Below are 15,999 nucleotides of genomic sequence, written 5' to 3' on the forward strand. Positions count from 1 at the left end.
GGGTCAGGACCCATTGATGTGGGAGGCGCGATCTGATTCAGGCTCCGTGAGGAGAGAGTGGATGAGCGACCTGTACTGGCTGACGGATGAGCAGATGGCGCGTCTGCAACCGTTCTTTCCCAAGAGCCATGGCAAGCCTCGGGTCGATGATCGGCGGGTGCTCAGCGGCATCATTTTCGTCAATCGCAACGGGCTACGCTGGTGTGATGCACCGAAGGACTATGGGCCGCACAAGACGCTCTACAATCGCTGGAAGCGGTGGAGCGAGAGGGGTATTTTCCTGCGAATGATGGAAGGTCTCGCGGCAGCGGAGGCCGTGCCGAAGACCGTCATGATCGACGCGACCTACCTGAAGGCACACCGCACGGCATCGAGTCTGCGGGTAAAAAAGGGGATCTCGGCCGTCTGATCGGCCGCACGAAAGGCGGCATGAACACCAAACTGCACGCCGTCAGCGATGCGGACGGGCGGCCCTTGAGCTTCTTCATGACCGCCGGGCAGGTCAGCGACTACACCGGCGCGGCAGCCTTGCTCGACGATCTGCCGAAAGCACAGTGGCTGCTTGGCGACCGTGGTTATGATGCCGATTGGTTCAGAGACGCCCTGGAAGCCAAAGGCATCCAGCCCTGCATCCCGGGCCGCAGATCGCGCAACGAGCCGGTCAGATACGACAAGCGCCGCTACCGGCGCCGCAGCCGCATCGAGATCATGTTCGGCCGTCTGAAGGATTGGCGCCGCGTCGCAACTCGCTACGACCGCTGCCCAACCGTCTTCTTCTCTGCCGTCGCCCTCGCGGCCACCGTCATCTTCTGGCTATGACCAATGAGTCCTGACCCTAGCGTGGGAACGGGCGTAGCGGGGTCAAAGCCGCCTCATCCATTCGTCGCGGCCGGGTTCTCCAAGCGTTTCTGACGACAGCTTACCGGGTGCTGCAAAGAGCTTGCTCCTCTAGTGGCTAGAGCATGTACTAGAATTTTGCTCCTCAATGGTGGGGGTTGGAGAAGGATCTTTGACGGTTCGTGTTGAAGCGATCGGTATGTCTCGACGCTCCCTGGTTTCACGGATGCTGGCATACGGAACGGGCCTGGTGATTGGCACGCCAGCGACTGCCCGGGCAGCTCTGCAGGCTGTGCGCTCCTGGAACTTCGGCGAGACCCACCTGGAATGGGAGCCGCTGGAAATCGGGGCGGGAGACACCCTCCTGGTTTTGGCGCAAGTTGGTGGCCTTCCGGTGCGCGCGGTGCTCGACAGTGGAAGTGGTGCCTCGATTATGAGCACGGCGCTCGCGGCAAAGCTCGGTCTGAGCGGCGAGCGGCGGACGATAAGCGGTCTAAGCGCCAAAACGCAGGTCTTGCTTGCGCGCGGTGTTGACGTGCTACTCGCGCGCGAAACTCGCCGTCTGCCTTTTGCCATCATCGGTGATCTCAGCGCGGTGTCAGCGGCGTTCGGCCGCCCGATCGACATTCTGCTCGGCGCTGACGTGTTCACAGGGAACTGCATCGCCCTCGATTTCGGGAACAGACGGTTGGCGGTCGCCAAATCCGGGGCGTTCCAGGCCGGCCCAGACTGGAAGGCGGTCCCACTCGAGCGTGGAGCCAAACAGGAGCTGTTCATTCGAGCTTCTGTGGCGGGTCTCGCCCCCGTGCCCCTTATGCTCGACCTCGGCAGCTCGGCGGCCCTGATGCTTTCGTCGACCTACACCCGTGAGCAAGGTCTGTTAAAAGGCAAGCCCGTTTCGACCGCGGCGATCGGGGGCGTCGACGGCATAAAAATCAACGATACTTTCACGGTTACCCGCATCACCATCGAAGGATTCGGTGTCGCGGATGTTCCTGCGCTGGGGATGCGAGCCTGGCTCTCTACCAGCACGGTCGGCAACATTGGATTGCCGCTCATCGCTCAATTCGACGTGGTATTCGATGTGACCGCCGGGTTCGTATGGTTCCGGCGGCTTGACCCTCGGCAGCGCCTCCCGATGCTGAGGGATCGCAGCGGCCTTGGCTCGGCGCCTTCCTCTACGGGACTGACCGTCGTCCATGTGGCGGCGGGCAGCCCCGCCGAAAGAGGCGGCTGGGCCGCTGGGGATCGCATCATCGCAGTTAACGGCCACCCCGTAGATGCAGACTACACCCACGGGCAGCTTTGGCGGTGGCGATATGGGCCTGCCGGCACGCTCGTGAAACTTACAATGGCGGCCGGCAATGTGCGCGAGCTGAGGCTCGCCGACTATTATTGATGCTGCCGATTAGTGCTGTTTGCCGATCGCCTTCATGATCCGGCAATCCGCCATGCGTGCTCTGGTGCAGCTCTGGCTGAGCGCAGCTAACTCGTCTCTCAGCATCGCGAGCTGCCCCAGCTTCGCGTCCACATCTTTCAGGTGCTGCGTTGCAATGGCCGAAGCGGCGCCACAATCCTGATCAGGATTCTCGGACAACCCGATCAACGATCGAATCTCGTCAACCGAGAAGCCGAGCCGACGTCCATTGCGGATGAAATGCAACCGCTCGAGGTCGCTGGCATCGTAGGTTCTGCGTCCCGACGCCGTGCGCGGCGCGGATCGTAGCAGCCCGATCGACTCATAAAAGCGGATCGTCGTCACCTTGGTCGAGGTCTCGCGAGCAAGCTCCCCGATCATCACTGGCTTAGGACCCATACCGCGCTCCATGCTAATGCAAACGTATCGCAAGATTTCGCTTGATCCTACAGCGGCTAGAGGTGGTAGGGAAGAGGCATGACTGTCGCCACTGAAAGCTGCGGATGCCACGGCGAGCCGATCCGCGCCCAGCAGGATCCTGCATATCGCCGCGCCCTTTTGACGGTCGTGGTGCTCAACCTCGGGTTTGGCCTTGTCGAGCTGGTCGGCGGGTTCATCGCCGATAGCCAGGCACTGAAGGCGGACTCGCTCGATTTCCTTGGGGACGGGTCGATCAGCCTCCTCGGCCTGCTCGCGCTCGCCTGGTCGGCACGGGCGCGGGCGCACGTCGCCCTCTCGCAAGGGCTGTTTCTCGGGACGCTGGGGGTGGGGGTGATCGGGTTCGCGATCTGGCGCGCGCTCAACGCGACCGCGCCCGATGCCGAGCTGATGGGCGCGATCGGCGTTGTCGCACTCGCGATCAACGTTGGCTCGGCGTTGGTGCTCGCCCGGTTCCGCGACGGCGACGCCAACGTCCGCGCAATCTGGCTGTTCAGCCGCAATGATGCACTCGCAAACGTCGCAGTGATCGCCGCGGCCGGGCTGGTCGCGTGGACCGGGAAAGCGTGGCCGGACCTCGCGGTCGCCGGCGTCATCGCGCTCCTGTTCCTCCACTCCGCCTATGAAATCGTCACCGGCGCGCGGCGCGAGCTGGGGGAGCTGTGATGCGCGCGCTCCTGGTACGGCTCGCGGCCTTTCTCCTGGCGTTGGTCCCGGTCGCGGCGATAGCCGAACCGGCCGACGTTCAAACCGCGTGGCGGCTGCTCGACTATATGGCGGTCGATTATGGCGGCGCGGTCGCCGACGGCTCCGTCAAGAGCGCGCCCGAATTTGCGGAGATGAATGAGTTCGCCGCCGGCGTGTCCACCCGGCTACGTTCGCTCCCCGCCAACCCGGAGCGACAATCCCTGATTCAGCGCGCTTCGCAGCTCCAGGGGGTGATCGCCCGCAAGGGTTCGCCGCAAGAGGTCGCGGCGCTCGCGCATGGCCTCGCCGCCGATTTGCTCGCAGCCTATCCGGTGCCGCTCGCGCCGGACAAGGCTCCCGCTTTCGCAACGGGAACGCAGCTGTTCGCGCAAAACTGTTCGTCCTGCCACGGTCTGACCGGCGACGGGCATGGCCCGGATGCCGCCAAGCTCACGACCCCGCCGATTGCGTTCACCGATGCCGAGCGAGCGCGTCAGCGCAGCGTGTTCGCGCTCTATCAGGTGATAACCCAAGGCATCGACGGGACTGCGATGCAGAGCTTCGCCGATCTGCCGAACGATCAGCGCTGGGCGCTCGCGTTCCGCGCCGGCAGCTTCGCGCTGACCGACGCGCAAGCGGTCGAAGGTGAGCGACTGTGGAAATCGGACGCGAGCTTGCGGGCGCGTATTCCCGATCTCAAAACCCTGGTTGCGCTCACCCCGGCCGCGCTCGCGGGCAGCATCGGACAGGCTAAAGCCGACGCAGTGCTGGCCTATCTGCGCCGACACCCCAATCAGGTGATGCAACAGGCTCCCGGCTCGCTTGCCGTCGCGCGCGCCAAGCTGGCGCAAAGCCTGGCCGCGTTCCGGCGCGGCGATCGGCCTGCCGCAAAAGAGCTGGCGCTGTCCGCCTATCTCGACGGGTTTGAGCCAATCGAGCCGACACTCTCGGCGCGTGACAGCACGCTCATGTCTCGGATCGAGGGGGCGATGGGCGAATACCGCGCCGCGGTCGACAGCAATGCCTCTACTGATGATGCGGCCGAACGGGTGGCGGTGCTGGACAGCCTGTTCGATGATGCCGAGGTAGCGCTAGCGCCCGACGCGGCTACGGAAGCGTCAACCTTCCTTGGCGCATTCACGATCCTGCTGCGCGAAGGGCTGGAAGCTCTCTTGATCGTCGTCGCCATGATCGCATTCCTTCGAAAGGCTGAACGGACAGAAGCGTTGCGCTATGTGCATGGCGGGTGGGTCAGCGCGCTTGTGGCGGGAGCACTCACTTGGGCAGTTGCTACCTATGCGATCGGGATCAGCGGCGCGAGCCGTGAACTGACGGAAGGGTTTGGCTCGCTGTTCGCTGCGGTCGTGCTGCTCTCGGTCGGAATCTGGATGCATGGCAAGGCGCAAGCCGATCAATGGCAACGCTACATCCGGGAAAAAATGTCGCGGGCACTATCGGGCGGGTCCGGCTGGTTTTTATTCGGGCTGGCTTTCGTGGTGGTCTACCGCGAAGTCTTCGAAACCATCCTGTTCTACGCCGCTCTTTCGACACAGGGAAACAACGCGATGCTACTTGCGGGCGCCGGCTCGGCGATCGGGGTTCTTGGCGTTATCGCGTGGGCGATGCTGCGTTACAGCCGCACGCTGCCGATCACACAGTTCTTCCGGTACAGCTCATGGCTGATGGCCGGCTTAACCGTTGTTTTGGCGGGAAAGGGCGTCTCCGCCCTGCAGGAAGCTGGTATCATCGACATCGCGCCGCTCGCCAACGTGCCGCGCCTTTCGATGCTCGGTCTATTTCCAACCTGGCAATCGGTGTTCGCGCAACTCGTCATGGTGATCGCCATCGTGACAGGATTTGCCTGGAATCGTCGCAAGGAGCCGGCCGCCCCGGCGCGAACCGCCTAGAAGCAGGTCACGCCCGATCGAACGCCGTCAGGATCGGGCAAGGCCCTGCCGATCCCGACCCGCACTCGCTGGCGAGCCGATGGAGCGAACCCCGCGCCTGTTCAAGCTCATCGATCTTCGCATCCAGTGCCGCGATGCGCTCAAGGGCGAGCTGGCGCGCACGCGCGCGATCGTCGGTCGCATCCAATGCCAGCAACTCGCCGATCTGCTCGAGCGTGAACCCGGCCGCCTGGGCGGAGCGGATGAAACGGAGGCGGCGCGCGTCGTCAGTGCCGTAGCGCCGGATACCGCCGCTTGTGCCGGCTCCGTTCGGTCTTTCGGGCTCGTCGAGAAGCCCGCGACGCTGATAGTAGCGCACGGTCTCGACCCCTACGCCGCCTTCGCGCGCAAGCCCTGCGATCGTCATGCCCGCCATGCCTTGACTCCGGACTATGGTACGGACCTCATATAGGTGGGGCAGACGAATTGGAGAAGCGACATGGCGAGCGCCCCCGCCAAACAGGCGACGATCTACCGGATGGTGATGCCCGAACACACCTGTCCCTTCGGGCTGAAGGCGAAGGATCTGCTGCGCCGCGAAGGCTATGCGGTCGACGACCACTGGCTGACGACACGCGAGGAAACGGACGCGTTCAAGGCGAAACACGGGGTCAAGACGACGCCGCAGACCTTCATCGCCGGCGAACGGGTGGGCGGCTATGACGATCTGCGTCGCTTCTTCGGCAAGACCGTGCGCGATCCCAAGGCCGTCACCTATCGACCGGTGATCGCCGTGTTCGCGATGACGGCCTTGATGGCGCTTGCCGCCAGCTATGCGGTGCTCGGCACGCCCTTCACGGTTCGCGCAGGCGAATGGTTCATCGCCTTTTCGATGTGCGTGCTCGCCATGCTCAAGCTCCAGAACGTGGAGAGTTTTTCGAGCATGTTTCTGAACTATGATCTGCTCGCCAAGCGCTGGGTGCCCTATTCCTACGTCTACCCGTTCGCGGAAGGCGGGGCGGGCGTGCTGATGGCCGCTGGCGCGCTCACCTGGCTCTCGGTGCCCGTCGCGCTCGTCATCGGCACGATCGGCGCGGTGTCGGTGTTCAAGGCCGTCTATATCGACAAGCGCGAACTGAAATGCGCCTGCGTGGGCGGCGACACCAACGTGCCGCTCGGCTTCATCTCGCTCACCGAGAACCTGATGATGGTCGCGATGGCGCTATGGATGATCGCCGCCCCATCCGCGCTGTCGATGGCGCACTGACGCGAGGAGCCGCCCGCATCGTCAATGCGGGCTGATCGCCGTGACCTCGGCCGCCATGCCCTTCGCCCTGGCGGTGAACGCGACCCGCTGTCCCGACCGTAATCCCTTGAGCAGGGACGGGGGAGCTGCCTTGAAGGTCATGGTCATGGCGGGCCAGCCGATGCTTGGGATCGGGCCATGCTTGATGGTCACGGTTCCATCTTTCGCATCGACGGCGGTGATCGCGCCCATGCCGTTTCCGGTCTTCACCACAGCCGCGGACGGCTTGCCAGCTTGCGCGAAGGCACCCGTCGCGATCGGCACGAGCAGCAGGATCGACGCGGCGCGCATGGAGTGTGTCAGCTTCATGATGTTTTCCTTTCGGAGTGGGTAAGTGTTCGGCGCCGCAACAGCATGTAGGCGGCGGGCAGGATGAACATGGACAGGAGCGGTGCGGTCAGCATTCCACCGATCACCGGCGCGGCGATCCGGCTCATCACCTCCGACCCCGCACCATGCCCGATCAGTACGGGGAACAGCCCGGCGACGATCACCGCGACGGTCATCGCTTTGGGCCGCACCCGCAACAGCGCGCCTTCCCGGATCGCCTCCGACACCTCATCCGCCGACGGCGATGGCCTGCGGTCGGCCAGCGCGTGTTTGAGGTAGATCAGCATAACGACGCCGAACTCCGCCGATACGCCGGCGAGCGCGATGAATCCGACGCCGGTCGCGACCGACTGCGCATAACCGAGCAGCCAAAGTGTCCAGATCCCGCCGGTCAGCGCGAAGGGCAGCGTGCCCATGATAAGCGCCGCCTCGTCGAGCCGTCCGAAGGTGAGGTAGAGCAGGAGGAAGATGATGGCGAGCGTCGCCGGCACGACGAGCATCAGCCGCGCCTCGGCGCGTTGCAGATACTCGAACTGCCCGGAATAGGCGATCGACACGTCCGGGCTGAGCCGAACATCCTTGGCGACGGCACGGCGCAGGTCCGCGACCGTGGAGGCCAGATCGCGCCCACGTACATCGACATAGACCCAGGTCGAGGGCCGGCCGTTCTCGGTCTTGAGCATCGGCGGACCTTCCGCGATCGACACCAATGCGACGGTGCCGAGCGTGATCTGCTGGCCCGATGCGGTCACGATCGGGAGGGTCCGCAATCCCTCCAGGCTGTCGCGCAGCTCGCGCGGGTAGCGTACGCTGATCGGGTAGCGGGCGAGGCCCTCGACCGTCTGGCCGATCGTCTCGCCCCCAATCGCGCCCGACACGATCTCCTGCACATCGGCGATGTTGAGGCCGTAGCGCCCCGCGGTCGCCCGATCGATGTCGACATCGACATAGCGGCCCCCCGTCAGCCGCTCGGCCAATGCCGAACTGACACCCGGCACGGTTCGGGCGACGCGCTCGATGCTGGCGGCGATCCGGTCCATCTCGGCGAGATTGGACCCCGCCACCTTCACCCCGATCGGGCTCTTGATGCCGGTCGCCAGCATGTCGATCCGGTTACGGATCGGGGGAACCCAGACGTTGGTAAGGCCCGGCACGCGCACCGTGCGATCCAGCTCCTCCACCAGCTTCGCCGGCGTCATCCCCACCCGCCACTGGTCGCGCGGTTTGAACTGGATGGTGGTCTCGAACATCTCGAGCGGGGCGGGGTCAGTCGCGGTCTCGGCGCGCCCGGCCTTGCCGAACACGGTCGCGACCTCGGGCACGGTCTTAATCAGCCGATCGGTACGCTGGAGCAGCGCCGATGCGCTCGCGGCCGAAAGCCCGGGCAGCGCGGACGGCATGTAGAGCAGGTCGCCTTCGTCCATCGTCGGGATGAACTCGCCGCCAAGCCGCGTCAGCGGCCATGCCGTCGTCGCCAGCACCAGGGCGGCAATGCCGATCGCCAGCCACGGCCGCGCCAGCACACGGTCGAGCGCCGGCCGATAGGCGTGGGTTAACGCGCGGTTGAGGAGATTGTCGTTCTCGGCCGGGATGCGTCCCCGGATCAGCCATCCCATCAGGACCGGCACGAGCGTCACCGACAGGATCGCCGCTGCCGCCATCGCATAGCTTTTGGTGAAAGCGAGCGGGGCGAACAGCCGCCCCTCCTGCGCTTCGAGCGTGAAGACCGGCACGAACGACAGGGTGATAATGACGAGGCTGAAGAACAATGCCGGCCCGACCTCGGCTGCGGCCTCGGTGATGACGCGCCAGCGTTCCTCACCCGCCAGCGCTGCGCCCGGATGATCGTGTTCCCATCGCTCGATTTGCTTGTGCGCGTTCTCTATCATCACGATCGCGGCATCGACCATCGCGCCGATCGCGATGGCGATGCCGCCCAGCGACATGATGTTGGCGTTCACCCCCTGCACGCGCATGACGAGCAAGGCCGCCAGTACGCCGAGCGGCAGCGTGACGATCGCGACCAGCGCCGATCGGACGTGCCACAGGAACAGCCCGCAGATGATCGCGACGACGACGAACTCCTCGATCAGCTTGCCCGTCAGGTTCTCGACCGCGCGGTCGATCAGTTGCGAGCGGTCATAGGTGGTGACGATCTCGACGCCGGGAGGAAGGCTCCCCTTCAATTCCGCCAGCTTGGCCTTGACGGCCTCGATCGTCTGACGCGCATTCTTGCCCTGGCGCAGGATGACGACGCCGCCCGCGACCTCGCCCTCGCCGTTCAGCTCGGCGATGCCGCGACGCATCTCGGGGCCGATCTGAATCGAGGCGACGTCGCCCAGCGTGACGGGCACGCCGGCACCGGCGACCTTGAGCGGGATCGCGCGGAAATCGTCGACGCTGCGCAGGTAGCCGGACGCCCGGACCATATATTCGGCTTCGCCCAGCTCGAGAACGGACCCGCCGGCCTCCTGATTGGCGCGACGAATGGCATCGACGGCCTGGGTGTGGGTGACGCCGAACGCGGCGAGCCGCGTCGGGTCGAGCAGCACCTGATATTCCTTCACCATCCCGCCGATGCTCGCCACCTCGGCGACGCCGGGCAGCGTCTTCAGCTCGTAGCGCAGGAACCAGTCCTGCAAGGACCGGAGCTGCGACAGGTCGTGGCGGCCGGTGCGGTCTACCAGCGCATATTCATAGACCCAGCCGACCCCCGTCGCATCGGGACCGAGCGCGGCCTGCGCGCCCTGGGGGAGACGTCCCTGCACCTGGCTCAGATATTCGAGCACGCGCGAGCGCGCCCAATAGAGGTCGGTGCCATCCTCGAAGAGGACGTAGACATAGCTGTCGCCGAAGAAGGAATAGCCGCGCACGGTCTTCGCGCCGGGGACGGACAGCATCGTCGTGGTGAGCGGATACGTCACCTGGTTCTCGACGATCTGGGGGGCCTGGCCCGGCCAGCTCGTGCGGATGATGACCTGCGTGTCGGACAGGTCGGGGAGCGCATCGACGGGGGTCGCCCGCATTGCGAACACCCCGGCGATGGCGAGCGCGACGGCCGCCAGCACAACGAGGAAGCGGTTCGCGACCGACCAGCGGATGATGGTTGCGATCATCGACCGGCCTCGCGTGTCATGCGGCGCAGTGTCGGCCCGTCCGCGGGTTGGTCGAAGCCGAAGCGGACCCGGTCGCCCTTGCGATACCCGCGCAGCAGTGCGGGATCGGCAACGCGGAAGGTCATCGTCATCGCAGGCCAGCCGATCGCCGGGACGGGCTGGTGGGACAGCGTGACGCCACTGCGGTCGATCGCCTCGATACTGCCGACCGTCTCGTAGATCGGCGCGGCAGGTTTCGGCGCCGGCTTTGCCGTGGACGGCGTTTCGCCCCCGATCGGCCGCGCGTCGAGGCCGGCGAGGCTCGCTTCGGAATCGATCAGGAACTGGCCCGACGCCACGACCTTCTCGCCTTCGGACAGTCCGGCGACGATCTCGGTCTTGCCGCCGCCTTCTGCACCGATGCGGACCTCGGCCGGTCTGAACCGCCCGCCTGGCCCTGCCAGCATGACGAGCGTGCGCCGGCCGGTTCTTATGACGGCCTCGCTGGGAACGAGCAGCGCGTCGCGGCTCCCCTGATCGAGCGCCACGCTGGCAAACATTCCGGGGCGCAACCGGCCGCCCCTGTTGGGCAGCTCGACGCGGATCGTCAGCGTGCGGCTCGCGGCGTCGGCCTGCGGCAGGATCGCGGCGATCCGGCCCCGGAAACTCTCGCCCGGAAAAGCTGCCAGCGTGGCGGTGACGAACGTGCCGATACGGAGCTTGCCGGCGATGGCCTCGGGGATGGCCGCATTCAACCAGACGGTGCCGAGCCCGTTCACCTCCGCCAGTGTCTGCCCTTGCGCGACTGTCATGCCCTGCCGGACGCCGAGCGTCTTGATGACGCCCCCCACAGGCGTCCGGATCGTCGTCACGCCCTGAGGTCGGCCGCTTCGCTCGGCCGACGCGATCGACCCGGCCGGCATTCCCAGAAGCGACAGGCGTTGCCGTGCTGCTCGTGCAAGCGCGGCATCCCCGGTCCGGCGCACGGCGAGATATTCCGCCTGCGCGCCCGCCCATTCGGGCACGAGGATGTCGGCGAGGGGGGCGCCTGCCGGCACGACGTCACCTGGCGCGCGCGCATAGACGCGCTGGACGAAACCGCCGCTGCGCGCCTGCACGATCGCGATGTTACGCTCGTTGAAGTCGATGCTGCCGGTAGCGGACGCCGCATTGGACAACGATCCGCGTTCGACCGTGACGATCCGCGCGCCGAGCCGCTGGAGGCTGGCCGGATCGATCGCTACGCCCGGTGCGGCGCTACCGCCTGCGCCCTCGTCGGCATAGCGGGGGATCAGTTTCATCCCCATCGACGAGAGACCCGGGCCGTCGTGCCGCTCCCCCGGGATCATCGGATCATACCAGTAGAGGATCTTCTTCTGCGGGGCTGGGGATGCCGTTTGATCGGCAGCCGAGGACGTGCCAAGTTTCGCGAGCCCGAAGCCCACGCCCCCTGCGACCAGCACCAGCGCGCTTACCGCGGTGACAAGGCGGGCGCGGGTAATGGTAGTGTCGCTCATCGATCGGCGCTCCCGAAGGTAATGGTGAGGCGGACAGAGTCTGCGGCGACGAGCGCCTCACGGTCGAGCACGGTCAGCTCGGCGTCGGCGAGCGCGGTCTTGGCTTCGATGGCATCCGCAAGACTCGCGCGACCGGCAGAGTAGCTCGCTATCTCCAGATCGGCTCGCTTCCGAGCGAGCGGAAGGAGCACGTCGCGCGCGCGCTGCCATTGGCTGTGATGCATTTGGTGGTCCGCCAGCGCGGCCTCCAGATCGGCTGCCAATGTGCGCCGGGTTTCTTCGCGCGCGGCCTCGGCCTGCGCCTGTGCGGATTTGCGGGCTTCGATGCGCGGGTTCTGACGCGATCGAGCGAACAGCGGCAGGCTCATCGAAACTCCCGCCGACACCATGTCGCCATACCGGGGGTCACGGCGTTGATAAGCTACCTCTACCCCCCAATCGGGTCGCTTCTCCGCTCGCGCCGCATCCACGTCGGCCTGGGCGCGCTGAATACCGGCCTCGGCGAGAACCATGTCGGAGTGAAGGCTGAGCGCGTCCTGCAGCCGCGCCGGAGCCAGATCGATCGCGGGCATATCGCCGGCAATCTCGGGCGCCGATACGCCGGTCCAGCGAGCCAGCATCGCGCGGGCGCGCGCAACGGCGGCCATCAACTCGTCGCGGCGGTCGTCGAGTGCCGCGATCTCCTGATCGGTCGTCAGTGTCTGACCAGGGCGGACCGAACCGGTCGTCACGGCGGCCCGCGCAGCGGAAGGGAGAGATCGAAGGAATAGCAGAACGGTGTCGAGGGCAGCTAGTCGACGCTCGGCATAAGCAAGGTCGATCCATGCCTGCCCCGCTCCCAATCGCACCTCCCGGAGCTTGGTCGCTTGCGATGCTTCTGCCGTTGCGATCACGGCGCGTGCCTGCGCTTGCGCGGCATGACGCTTGGCAAGGTTGGGTAGGTCCTGTTGGAAACCGACACGCCCCATCGTCATGTCGTCTCTGGATAGGGAGAAGGCGGGTGGCCCAGAGACAGGATAATTCTCGATTCCGATCGACACACGGGGGTCCGGAAGGCTTCCCGCCGCACGTGCATCGGCTTGGGCGGCGCTGACCCCCGCGCGACCGGCAACCGCTCCCGGGGCGTTGGCAACCGCATCGCGCAGCGCTTGGTCATAGGTAAGTGTCTGCGCGTGCGCGGCGCTCGTCGTGAGCGCGGCGACCGCGAGCATCATGGATGCGCGCATCCCTCTAGTCCCTTCATGTCATAATGATGGCCGGGCTCCAAATGGTTGATCGGAGCCCGGCACCTGTTCAGGCTCGCCAGCTTAAGTTGACTGGCCGCCCTTCATTGACATGCAGGCGTCGCGACCGCGTTCCATCATCGGGCACACGCAGGCGCTCGACTGGGGAACGTCCGTAACCCATACGCGACGTGGGGCTTGAAGCGGCGCCCGCGGGCCCGGCTGGTAATTGGAACGCCACTCCCAATGACCATTGCTTTTATTTTCAGATGTGGCCGCCGTCGCTGCCGACGCGGCGAGGCTAGCGGCAAATACCGCCAAGATGAACGTTTTCATGTCACTTTCCAATTTGATCGAGATTTAAAATCGGCAGAGCCGCAACCGGCGAACGGCTGCAGCCTGACACGGCTTGACTCGATCAAACGGTAGGCGGTTCGGGCTCGGGAGCGACGTTGAGGCCGGCAAGTGCCCGGCTGGCAGGCCAGATAACGATTTGAGATGCGATCGAGCGCTTCAGCACTCTTGCCGGCTCCTCAAACGTCATGGGAACAACGCATCCCATTTGGGCGATACACGCCAGCGTCAGTCCTTTGCATGGGTGTTCCGATGACGGATCCGGGGTCGCCATACCCGCGCAATCCATGCGGGATGGGGTGACATGGCTCATCGCCATCTTGGGTGAGAGCGATGGGCCGGCCGCATACGCAATTCCTTGGCCCAAAAGGCCAAGCAACGCTCCAACAAGAAGCAAGAGAGAAAGACGAGCTTTCAACACCCGGATAATATCCCAATTGTCAACGCCGAGGTCAATACGGGTGGTTTGCCGGGTGCCGTAGTGCCGGCATGAAGCGCCGGGGAAGATTTGCCGCTCACAAGACAACCTGTCGTTTAGGCGCCGTGGCTAGCAAAGACACGCCGGCCAGCGGCACCGAACGCAATGACGTCATAGGGCTGGGTTCTCATGCCGGGCACCTCCATGCCCGGTGAGCCCATCGGCATTCCGGCCACGGCCAAGCCGCGCACGCCTTTAGGATGCTGGGCCAGCGCGCGCTTCATGTCCGCGATCGGGACATGTCCCTCAAACGCCATGCCGTCGATGATCGCGGTATGGCAGGACGCGAGGTCAGCGGGCAGGCCGATCTTACGCTGCAGCACCTCACGGCGATCATCGTCGATGATCTGGACCTTGCGGCCGAACTGCTGACGCACCTGCGCCGCCCATTTCTCGCAACAGCCGCAACCCGGATCGCGGTGCATGGCGATGTCGGCCGCGGCCGATGCGACCGCTGGGATGGTCATTAGCAAGGCGGCGACGGCGCCACGAACACCATTCTTCATCATCAGCTCCTAAAAGGAAATCCCCGCCCTGCCGGGGGGTAGGGGGATCGACAGGGCGGGGCAGCGCTCCCTTATTGCGGGCGCTTGCCGTGCTTGCTGAGCCACGCCTGCAGCTCGGCAATATCCTTTTCCTGTTTCGTGATCGTCATCTGCGCCATGCGCTTGGTCTCGGCGTCGCGCGCGTCACGCACCGCAACGCGCGACATGGCGATGGCGCCTCGGTGATGCTCGATCATCTTGCGCGTCCACATTTCGGCCGCGTCGCCCTGCTTGGCCGCCATCATCTTCTGATGCATGTCCATCTCGGCCTGGCCGTAGGGATTGCCGGCCATCATGCCCGCCATGTCGTCGTGGTTCATGCCGGCCATCTGACCGTGGTTCATGCCCTGCATTCCGCCGCTCTGCTGCGCGAGGGCGGGCGTGGCGAGCAGCGCCAAAGCTGCGAATGTTGGTGCGAAGCGCATTATTGATCTCCCTGGGTTCTAAGACTTCTACGCGTGCGAGGCGGCTATCCCTCACCCGGGGTGCTAGAACGCGCGAGAAATTGTCAGGAAACAGGACTTTATTTCCGAGGGCTACGCTCCTGAGCCGCGTATATTATGCCTCGATCACGATGTTGCGACGCCGCGTTTTGGGCCATCGCATGTAGAGAAGCACTGCCCCCCCTAACCAAAGCGCAAGCCCACCGATCGCGAAGGCGAGCAGCCAGGGCGTGTTGAAGTTCTCGTGATTCGTCCAATCCATGATGTGAAGGCCCCAGAAGAAGTCGTAGAGCCGCCAAGTGCCGGTTCGGACAGCCGAGATCCGACCGGTGTCGGCCGCGACAAAGACGCGGGTGGAATCGAGGTCGGCGAACGCGACGCGCCAGGCGGGGAGCGTGCCGCGATATTCGGGGCTGGCGCGCTCGATCCGCTCTACCTTCGCCGCTGGTCGAGCACCGCCACGCCATGCCAAACGCGCGATCTCCTCGGCCTCACGAGCCGTTGGTGCTGGCAGCGCTTGGCCCGTCGCGGCGTCGAACAGGCGCGTTCCCTTGGCTGTCGCGACCTCGGCGACCGGGCGGCCAAGCCACATGCGATAGGTGATGGCCTCGATGGGCGCATCTGCTGCGCCTACGATCGCCGATGGTGGGGCGAACGTGCTGCCGCGGGGAAGGGGCGCCGCGGCTTTGCGGTCAACGAGGTGATCGCCATGCACCCGATCGATCGGCAGGAAGCTCATCAGGGCGCCGCTTGCGAACCATAGCAGGAGCTGCGCGCCGATGATGATCGCGAGCCATTTGTGCGTGCGGCTCGCGAGTAGATGCAGCCTCAGTTTCGCGCTTTTCAGAACCACTCCTCCCTCAACCTCGTCGCCGGGGTCACTTCATACCCGGCATGTCCTTCATCATCTCGTCGTGATCGGCCGGGGCGCTCGCGACCAGTGCCTTATACTGTTCGGGCGTCATGCCGGGGAGCTTGCGGACGAACGCGACCATATTCCAAATTAGGGGGTCGGGATGCGTCTTGCCCCATGCCGGCATGGCGCTGAGCTTCACCCCGTGCTTGATGATCCAGAATTGCTGGGCGGGGGTGAGATCTTGAGCGCGCGCGAGTTCCGGCGCCTGTGGATAGAGGCCCTGGCTCATCTCGGATTTCTCGACGCCGGGGCCGAGATGGCAACCGGAACACATTTCTCCGTAAAGGCCCGCGCCGACTGACACGCGCTGCGCCGATGCCAGATCGGCCGGGGGTGTTATGCCGCGCGCGCGTGCCTCAATCGACCGATCGCGCAGGCGTTCGAGCATTGAATAGACCGCCGGCGTGTGCGGTTCGTCGGCCGCGATGTTATACACGCCAAGGTAGATAAACGCGGCTGCGCCCAGCGCCAGGACGATCGCCAGGGCGCCTACGAACGGCAGGCTCGGGAAGTGCTGCCTTAGAACC

At 65.2% G+C, this 15,999-nt stretch carries 15 protein-coding genes; 5 read left to right on the top strand and 10 right to left on the bottom strand.

The features are described 5' to 3' along the window. Nucleotides 1–61 precede the first annotated feature (61 nt). Nucleotides 62–819, top strand: a protein-coding gene (locus SP6_RS20665; RefSeq protein WP_096614366.1) for an IS5 family transposase whose coding sequence is annotated in 2 segments (ribosomal slippage) — nucleotides 62–383 and nucleotides 383–819 — 759 coding nt in all. Because the reading frame shifts where the segments join, the coding sequence is not laid out codon by codon here. A gap of 217 nt (nucleotides 820–1,036) precedes the next feature. Next, nucleotides 1,037–2,236, top strand: a complete 1,200-nt coding sequence (locus SP6_RS19465; RefSeq protein ID WP_082052599.1) for an aspartyl protease family protein — start codon at nucleotides 1,037–1,039, stop codon at nucleotides 2,234–2,236. 9 nt (nucleotides 2,237–2,245) lie between these two features. Here the strand turns inward: SP6_RS19465 and SP6_RS19470 are convergent, their stop codons facing one another. Continuing rightward, nucleotides 2,246–2,635 (bottom strand): MerR family transcriptional regulator, encoded by a 390-nt coding sequence (locus SP6_RS19470; RefSeq protein WP_172463294.1) that lies wholly within the window; start codon nucleotides 2,633–2,635, stop codon nucleotides 2,246–2,248. Nucleotides 2,636–2,731: 96 nt separating this feature from the next. Here SP6_RS19470 and SP6_RS19475 point away from each other — a divergent pair, with 96 nt between their 5' ends. Together SP6_RS19475 and SP6_RS19480 are read left to right on the top strand one after the other, a co-directional pair. Continuing rightward, nucleotides 2,732–3,358: a cation efflux transmembrane domain-containing protein gene (locus SP6_RS19475; protein WP_042469547.1), complete on the top strand. Its 627-nt coding sequence runs from the start codon at nucleotides 2,732–2,734 to the stop codon at nucleotides 3,356–3,358. Further along, nucleotides 3,358–5,286, top strand: coding sequence for a cytochrome c/FTR1 family iron permease (locus tag SP6_RS19480; protein ID WP_042469560.1), 1,929 nt, complete (start codon nucleotides 3,358–3,360; stop codon nucleotides 5,284–5,286). Before SP6_RS19475 ends, SP6_RS19480 begins: the two co-directional genes overlap by 1 nt. Nucleotides 5,287–5,293: 7 nt before the next feature. Here SP6_RS19480 and SP6_RS19485 read toward each other — a convergent pair whose 3' ends face one another. Then, nucleotides 5,294–5,692, bottom strand: a complete 399-nt coding sequence (locus tag SP6_RS19485) for a MerR family transcriptional regulator (protein ID WP_439645780.1) — start codon at nucleotides 5,690–5,692, stop codon at nucleotides 5,294–5,296. Nucleotides 5,693–5,764: 72 nt separating this feature from the next. Between SP6_RS19485 and SP6_RS19490 the strand changes: the two genes are divergently transcribed. Further along, nucleotides 5,765–6,532: a MauE/DoxX family redox-associated membrane protein gene (locus SP6_RS19490; RefSeq protein WP_042469549.1), complete on the top strand. Its 768-nt coding sequence runs from the start codon at nucleotides 5,765–5,767 to the stop codon at nucleotides 6,530–6,532. A gap of 21 nt (nucleotides 6,533–6,553) precedes the next feature. Here SP6_RS19490 and SP6_RS19495 read toward each other — a convergent pair whose 3' ends face one another. The 8 genes from SP6_RS19495 to SP6_RS19530 form a co-directional block, all read right to left on the bottom strand. Further along, complete coding sequence (locus tag SP6_RS19495) at nucleotides 6,554–6,880, bottom strand: copper-binding protein (RefSeq protein WP_042469550.1); 327 nt, start codon at nucleotides 6,878–6,880, stop codon at nucleotides 6,554–6,556. After that, nucleotides 6,877–10,017 carry an efflux RND transporter permease subunit gene (locus SP6_RS19500; RefSeq protein ID WP_042469551.1) on the bottom strand — a complete coding sequence of 1,047 codons (3,141 nt, stop codon included), beginning with the start codon at nucleotides 10,015–10,017 and terminating at the stop codon, nucleotides 6,877–6,879. Before SP6_RS19500 ends, SP6_RS19495 begins: the two co-directional genes overlap by 4 nt. Further along, nucleotides 10,014–11,513 carry an efflux RND transporter periplasmic adaptor subunit gene (locus tag SP6_RS19505; RefSeq protein ID WP_042469552.1) on the bottom strand — a complete coding sequence of 500 codons (1,500 nt, stop codon included), beginning with the start codon at nucleotides 11,511–11,513 and terminating at the stop codon, nucleotides 10,014–10,016. The genes SP6_RS19500 and SP6_RS19505 overlap by 4 nt, the downstream gene beginning before the upstream one ends. Then, complete coding sequence (locus SP6_RS19510) at nucleotides 11,510–12,727, bottom strand: TolC family protein (protein WP_232252446.1); 1,218 nt, start codon at nucleotides 12,725–12,727, stop codon at nucleotides 11,510–11,512. The genes SP6_RS19505 and SP6_RS19510 overlap by 4 nt, the downstream gene beginning before the upstream one ends. Nucleotides 12,728–13,624: 897 nt before the next feature. Beyond that, nucleotides 13,625–14,077 (bottom strand): DUF411 domain-containing protein, encoded by a 453-nt coding sequence (locus SP6_RS19515; RefSeq protein ID WP_017980778.1) that lies wholly within the window; start codon nucleotides 14,075–14,077, stop codon nucleotides 13,625–13,627. A 68-nt stretch (nucleotides 14,078–14,145) separates the two neighbouring features. After that, entirely contained in the window at nucleotides 14,146–14,511 is a 366-nt protein-coding gene (locus SP6_RS19520; RefSeq protein WP_018251211.1) for a DUF305 domain-containing protein, read from the bottom strand. 160 nt (nucleotides 14,512–14,671) lie between these two features. Continuing rightward, nucleotides 14,672–15,409, bottom strand: coding sequence for a PepSY domain-containing protein (locus SP6_RS19525; protein ID WP_017980780.1), 738 nt, complete (start codon nucleotides 15,407–15,409; stop codon nucleotides 14,672–14,674). A 25-nt stretch (nucleotides 15,410–15,434) separates the two neighbouring features. Beyond that, nucleotides 15,435–15,999: c-type cytochrome (locus tag SP6_RS19530; protein WP_233419837.1), on the bottom strand; the 565-nt coding region annotated here is incomplete at its 5' end.

Source organism: Sphingomonas paucimobilis NBRC 13935, assembly GCF_000739895.2.
Classification (GTDB): domain Bacteria; phylum Pseudomonadota; class Alphaproteobacteria; order Sphingomonadales; family Sphingomonadaceae; genus Sphingomonas; species Sphingomonas paucimobilis.

Coding starts and splice junctions, on each gene's coding strand:
- SP6_RS19505 (WP_042469552.1), bottom strand. CDS start 11,513: ATGAGCGACACTACCATTACCCGCGCCCGCCTTGTCACCGCGGTAAGC.
- SP6_RS19500 (WP_042469551.1), bottom strand. CDS start 10,017: ATGATCGCAACCATCATCCGCTGGTCGGTCGCGAACCGCTTCCTCGTT.
- SP6_RS19480 (WP_042469560.1), top strand. CDS start 3,358: ATGCGCGCGCTCCTGGTACGGCTCGCGGCCTTTCTCCTGGCGTTGGTC.
- SP6_RS19475 (WP_042469547.1), top strand. CDS start 2,732: ATGACTGTCGCCACTGAAAGCTGCGGATGCCACGGCGAGCCGATCCGC.
- SP6_RS19465 (WP_082052599.1), top strand. CDS start 1,037: ATGTCTCGACGCTCCCTGGTTTCACGGATGCTGGCATACGGAACGGGC.
- SP6_RS19485 (WP_439645780.1), bottom strand. CDS start 5,692: ATGACGATCGCAGGGCTTGCGCGCGAAGGCGGCGTAGGGGTCGAGACC.
- SP6_RS19495 (WP_042469550.1), bottom strand. CDS start 6,880: ATGAAGCTGACACACTCCATGCGCGCCGCGTCGATCCTGCTGCTCGTG.
- SP6_RS19470 (WP_172463294.1), bottom strand. CDS start 2,635: ATGATCGGGGAGCTTGCTCGCGAGACCTCGACCAAGGTGACGACGATC.
- SP6_RS19510 (WP_232252446.1), bottom strand. CDS start 12,727: ATGATGCTCGCGGTCGCCGCGCTCACGACGAGCGCCGCGCACGCGCAG.
- SP6_RS19490 (WP_042469549.1), top strand. CDS start 5,765: ATGGCGAGCGCCCCCGCCAAACAGGCGACGATCTACCGGATGGTGATG.
- SP6_RS19515 (WP_017980778.1), bottom strand. CDS start 14,077: ATGATGAAGAATGGTGTTCGTGGCGCCGTCGCCGCCTTGCTAATGACC.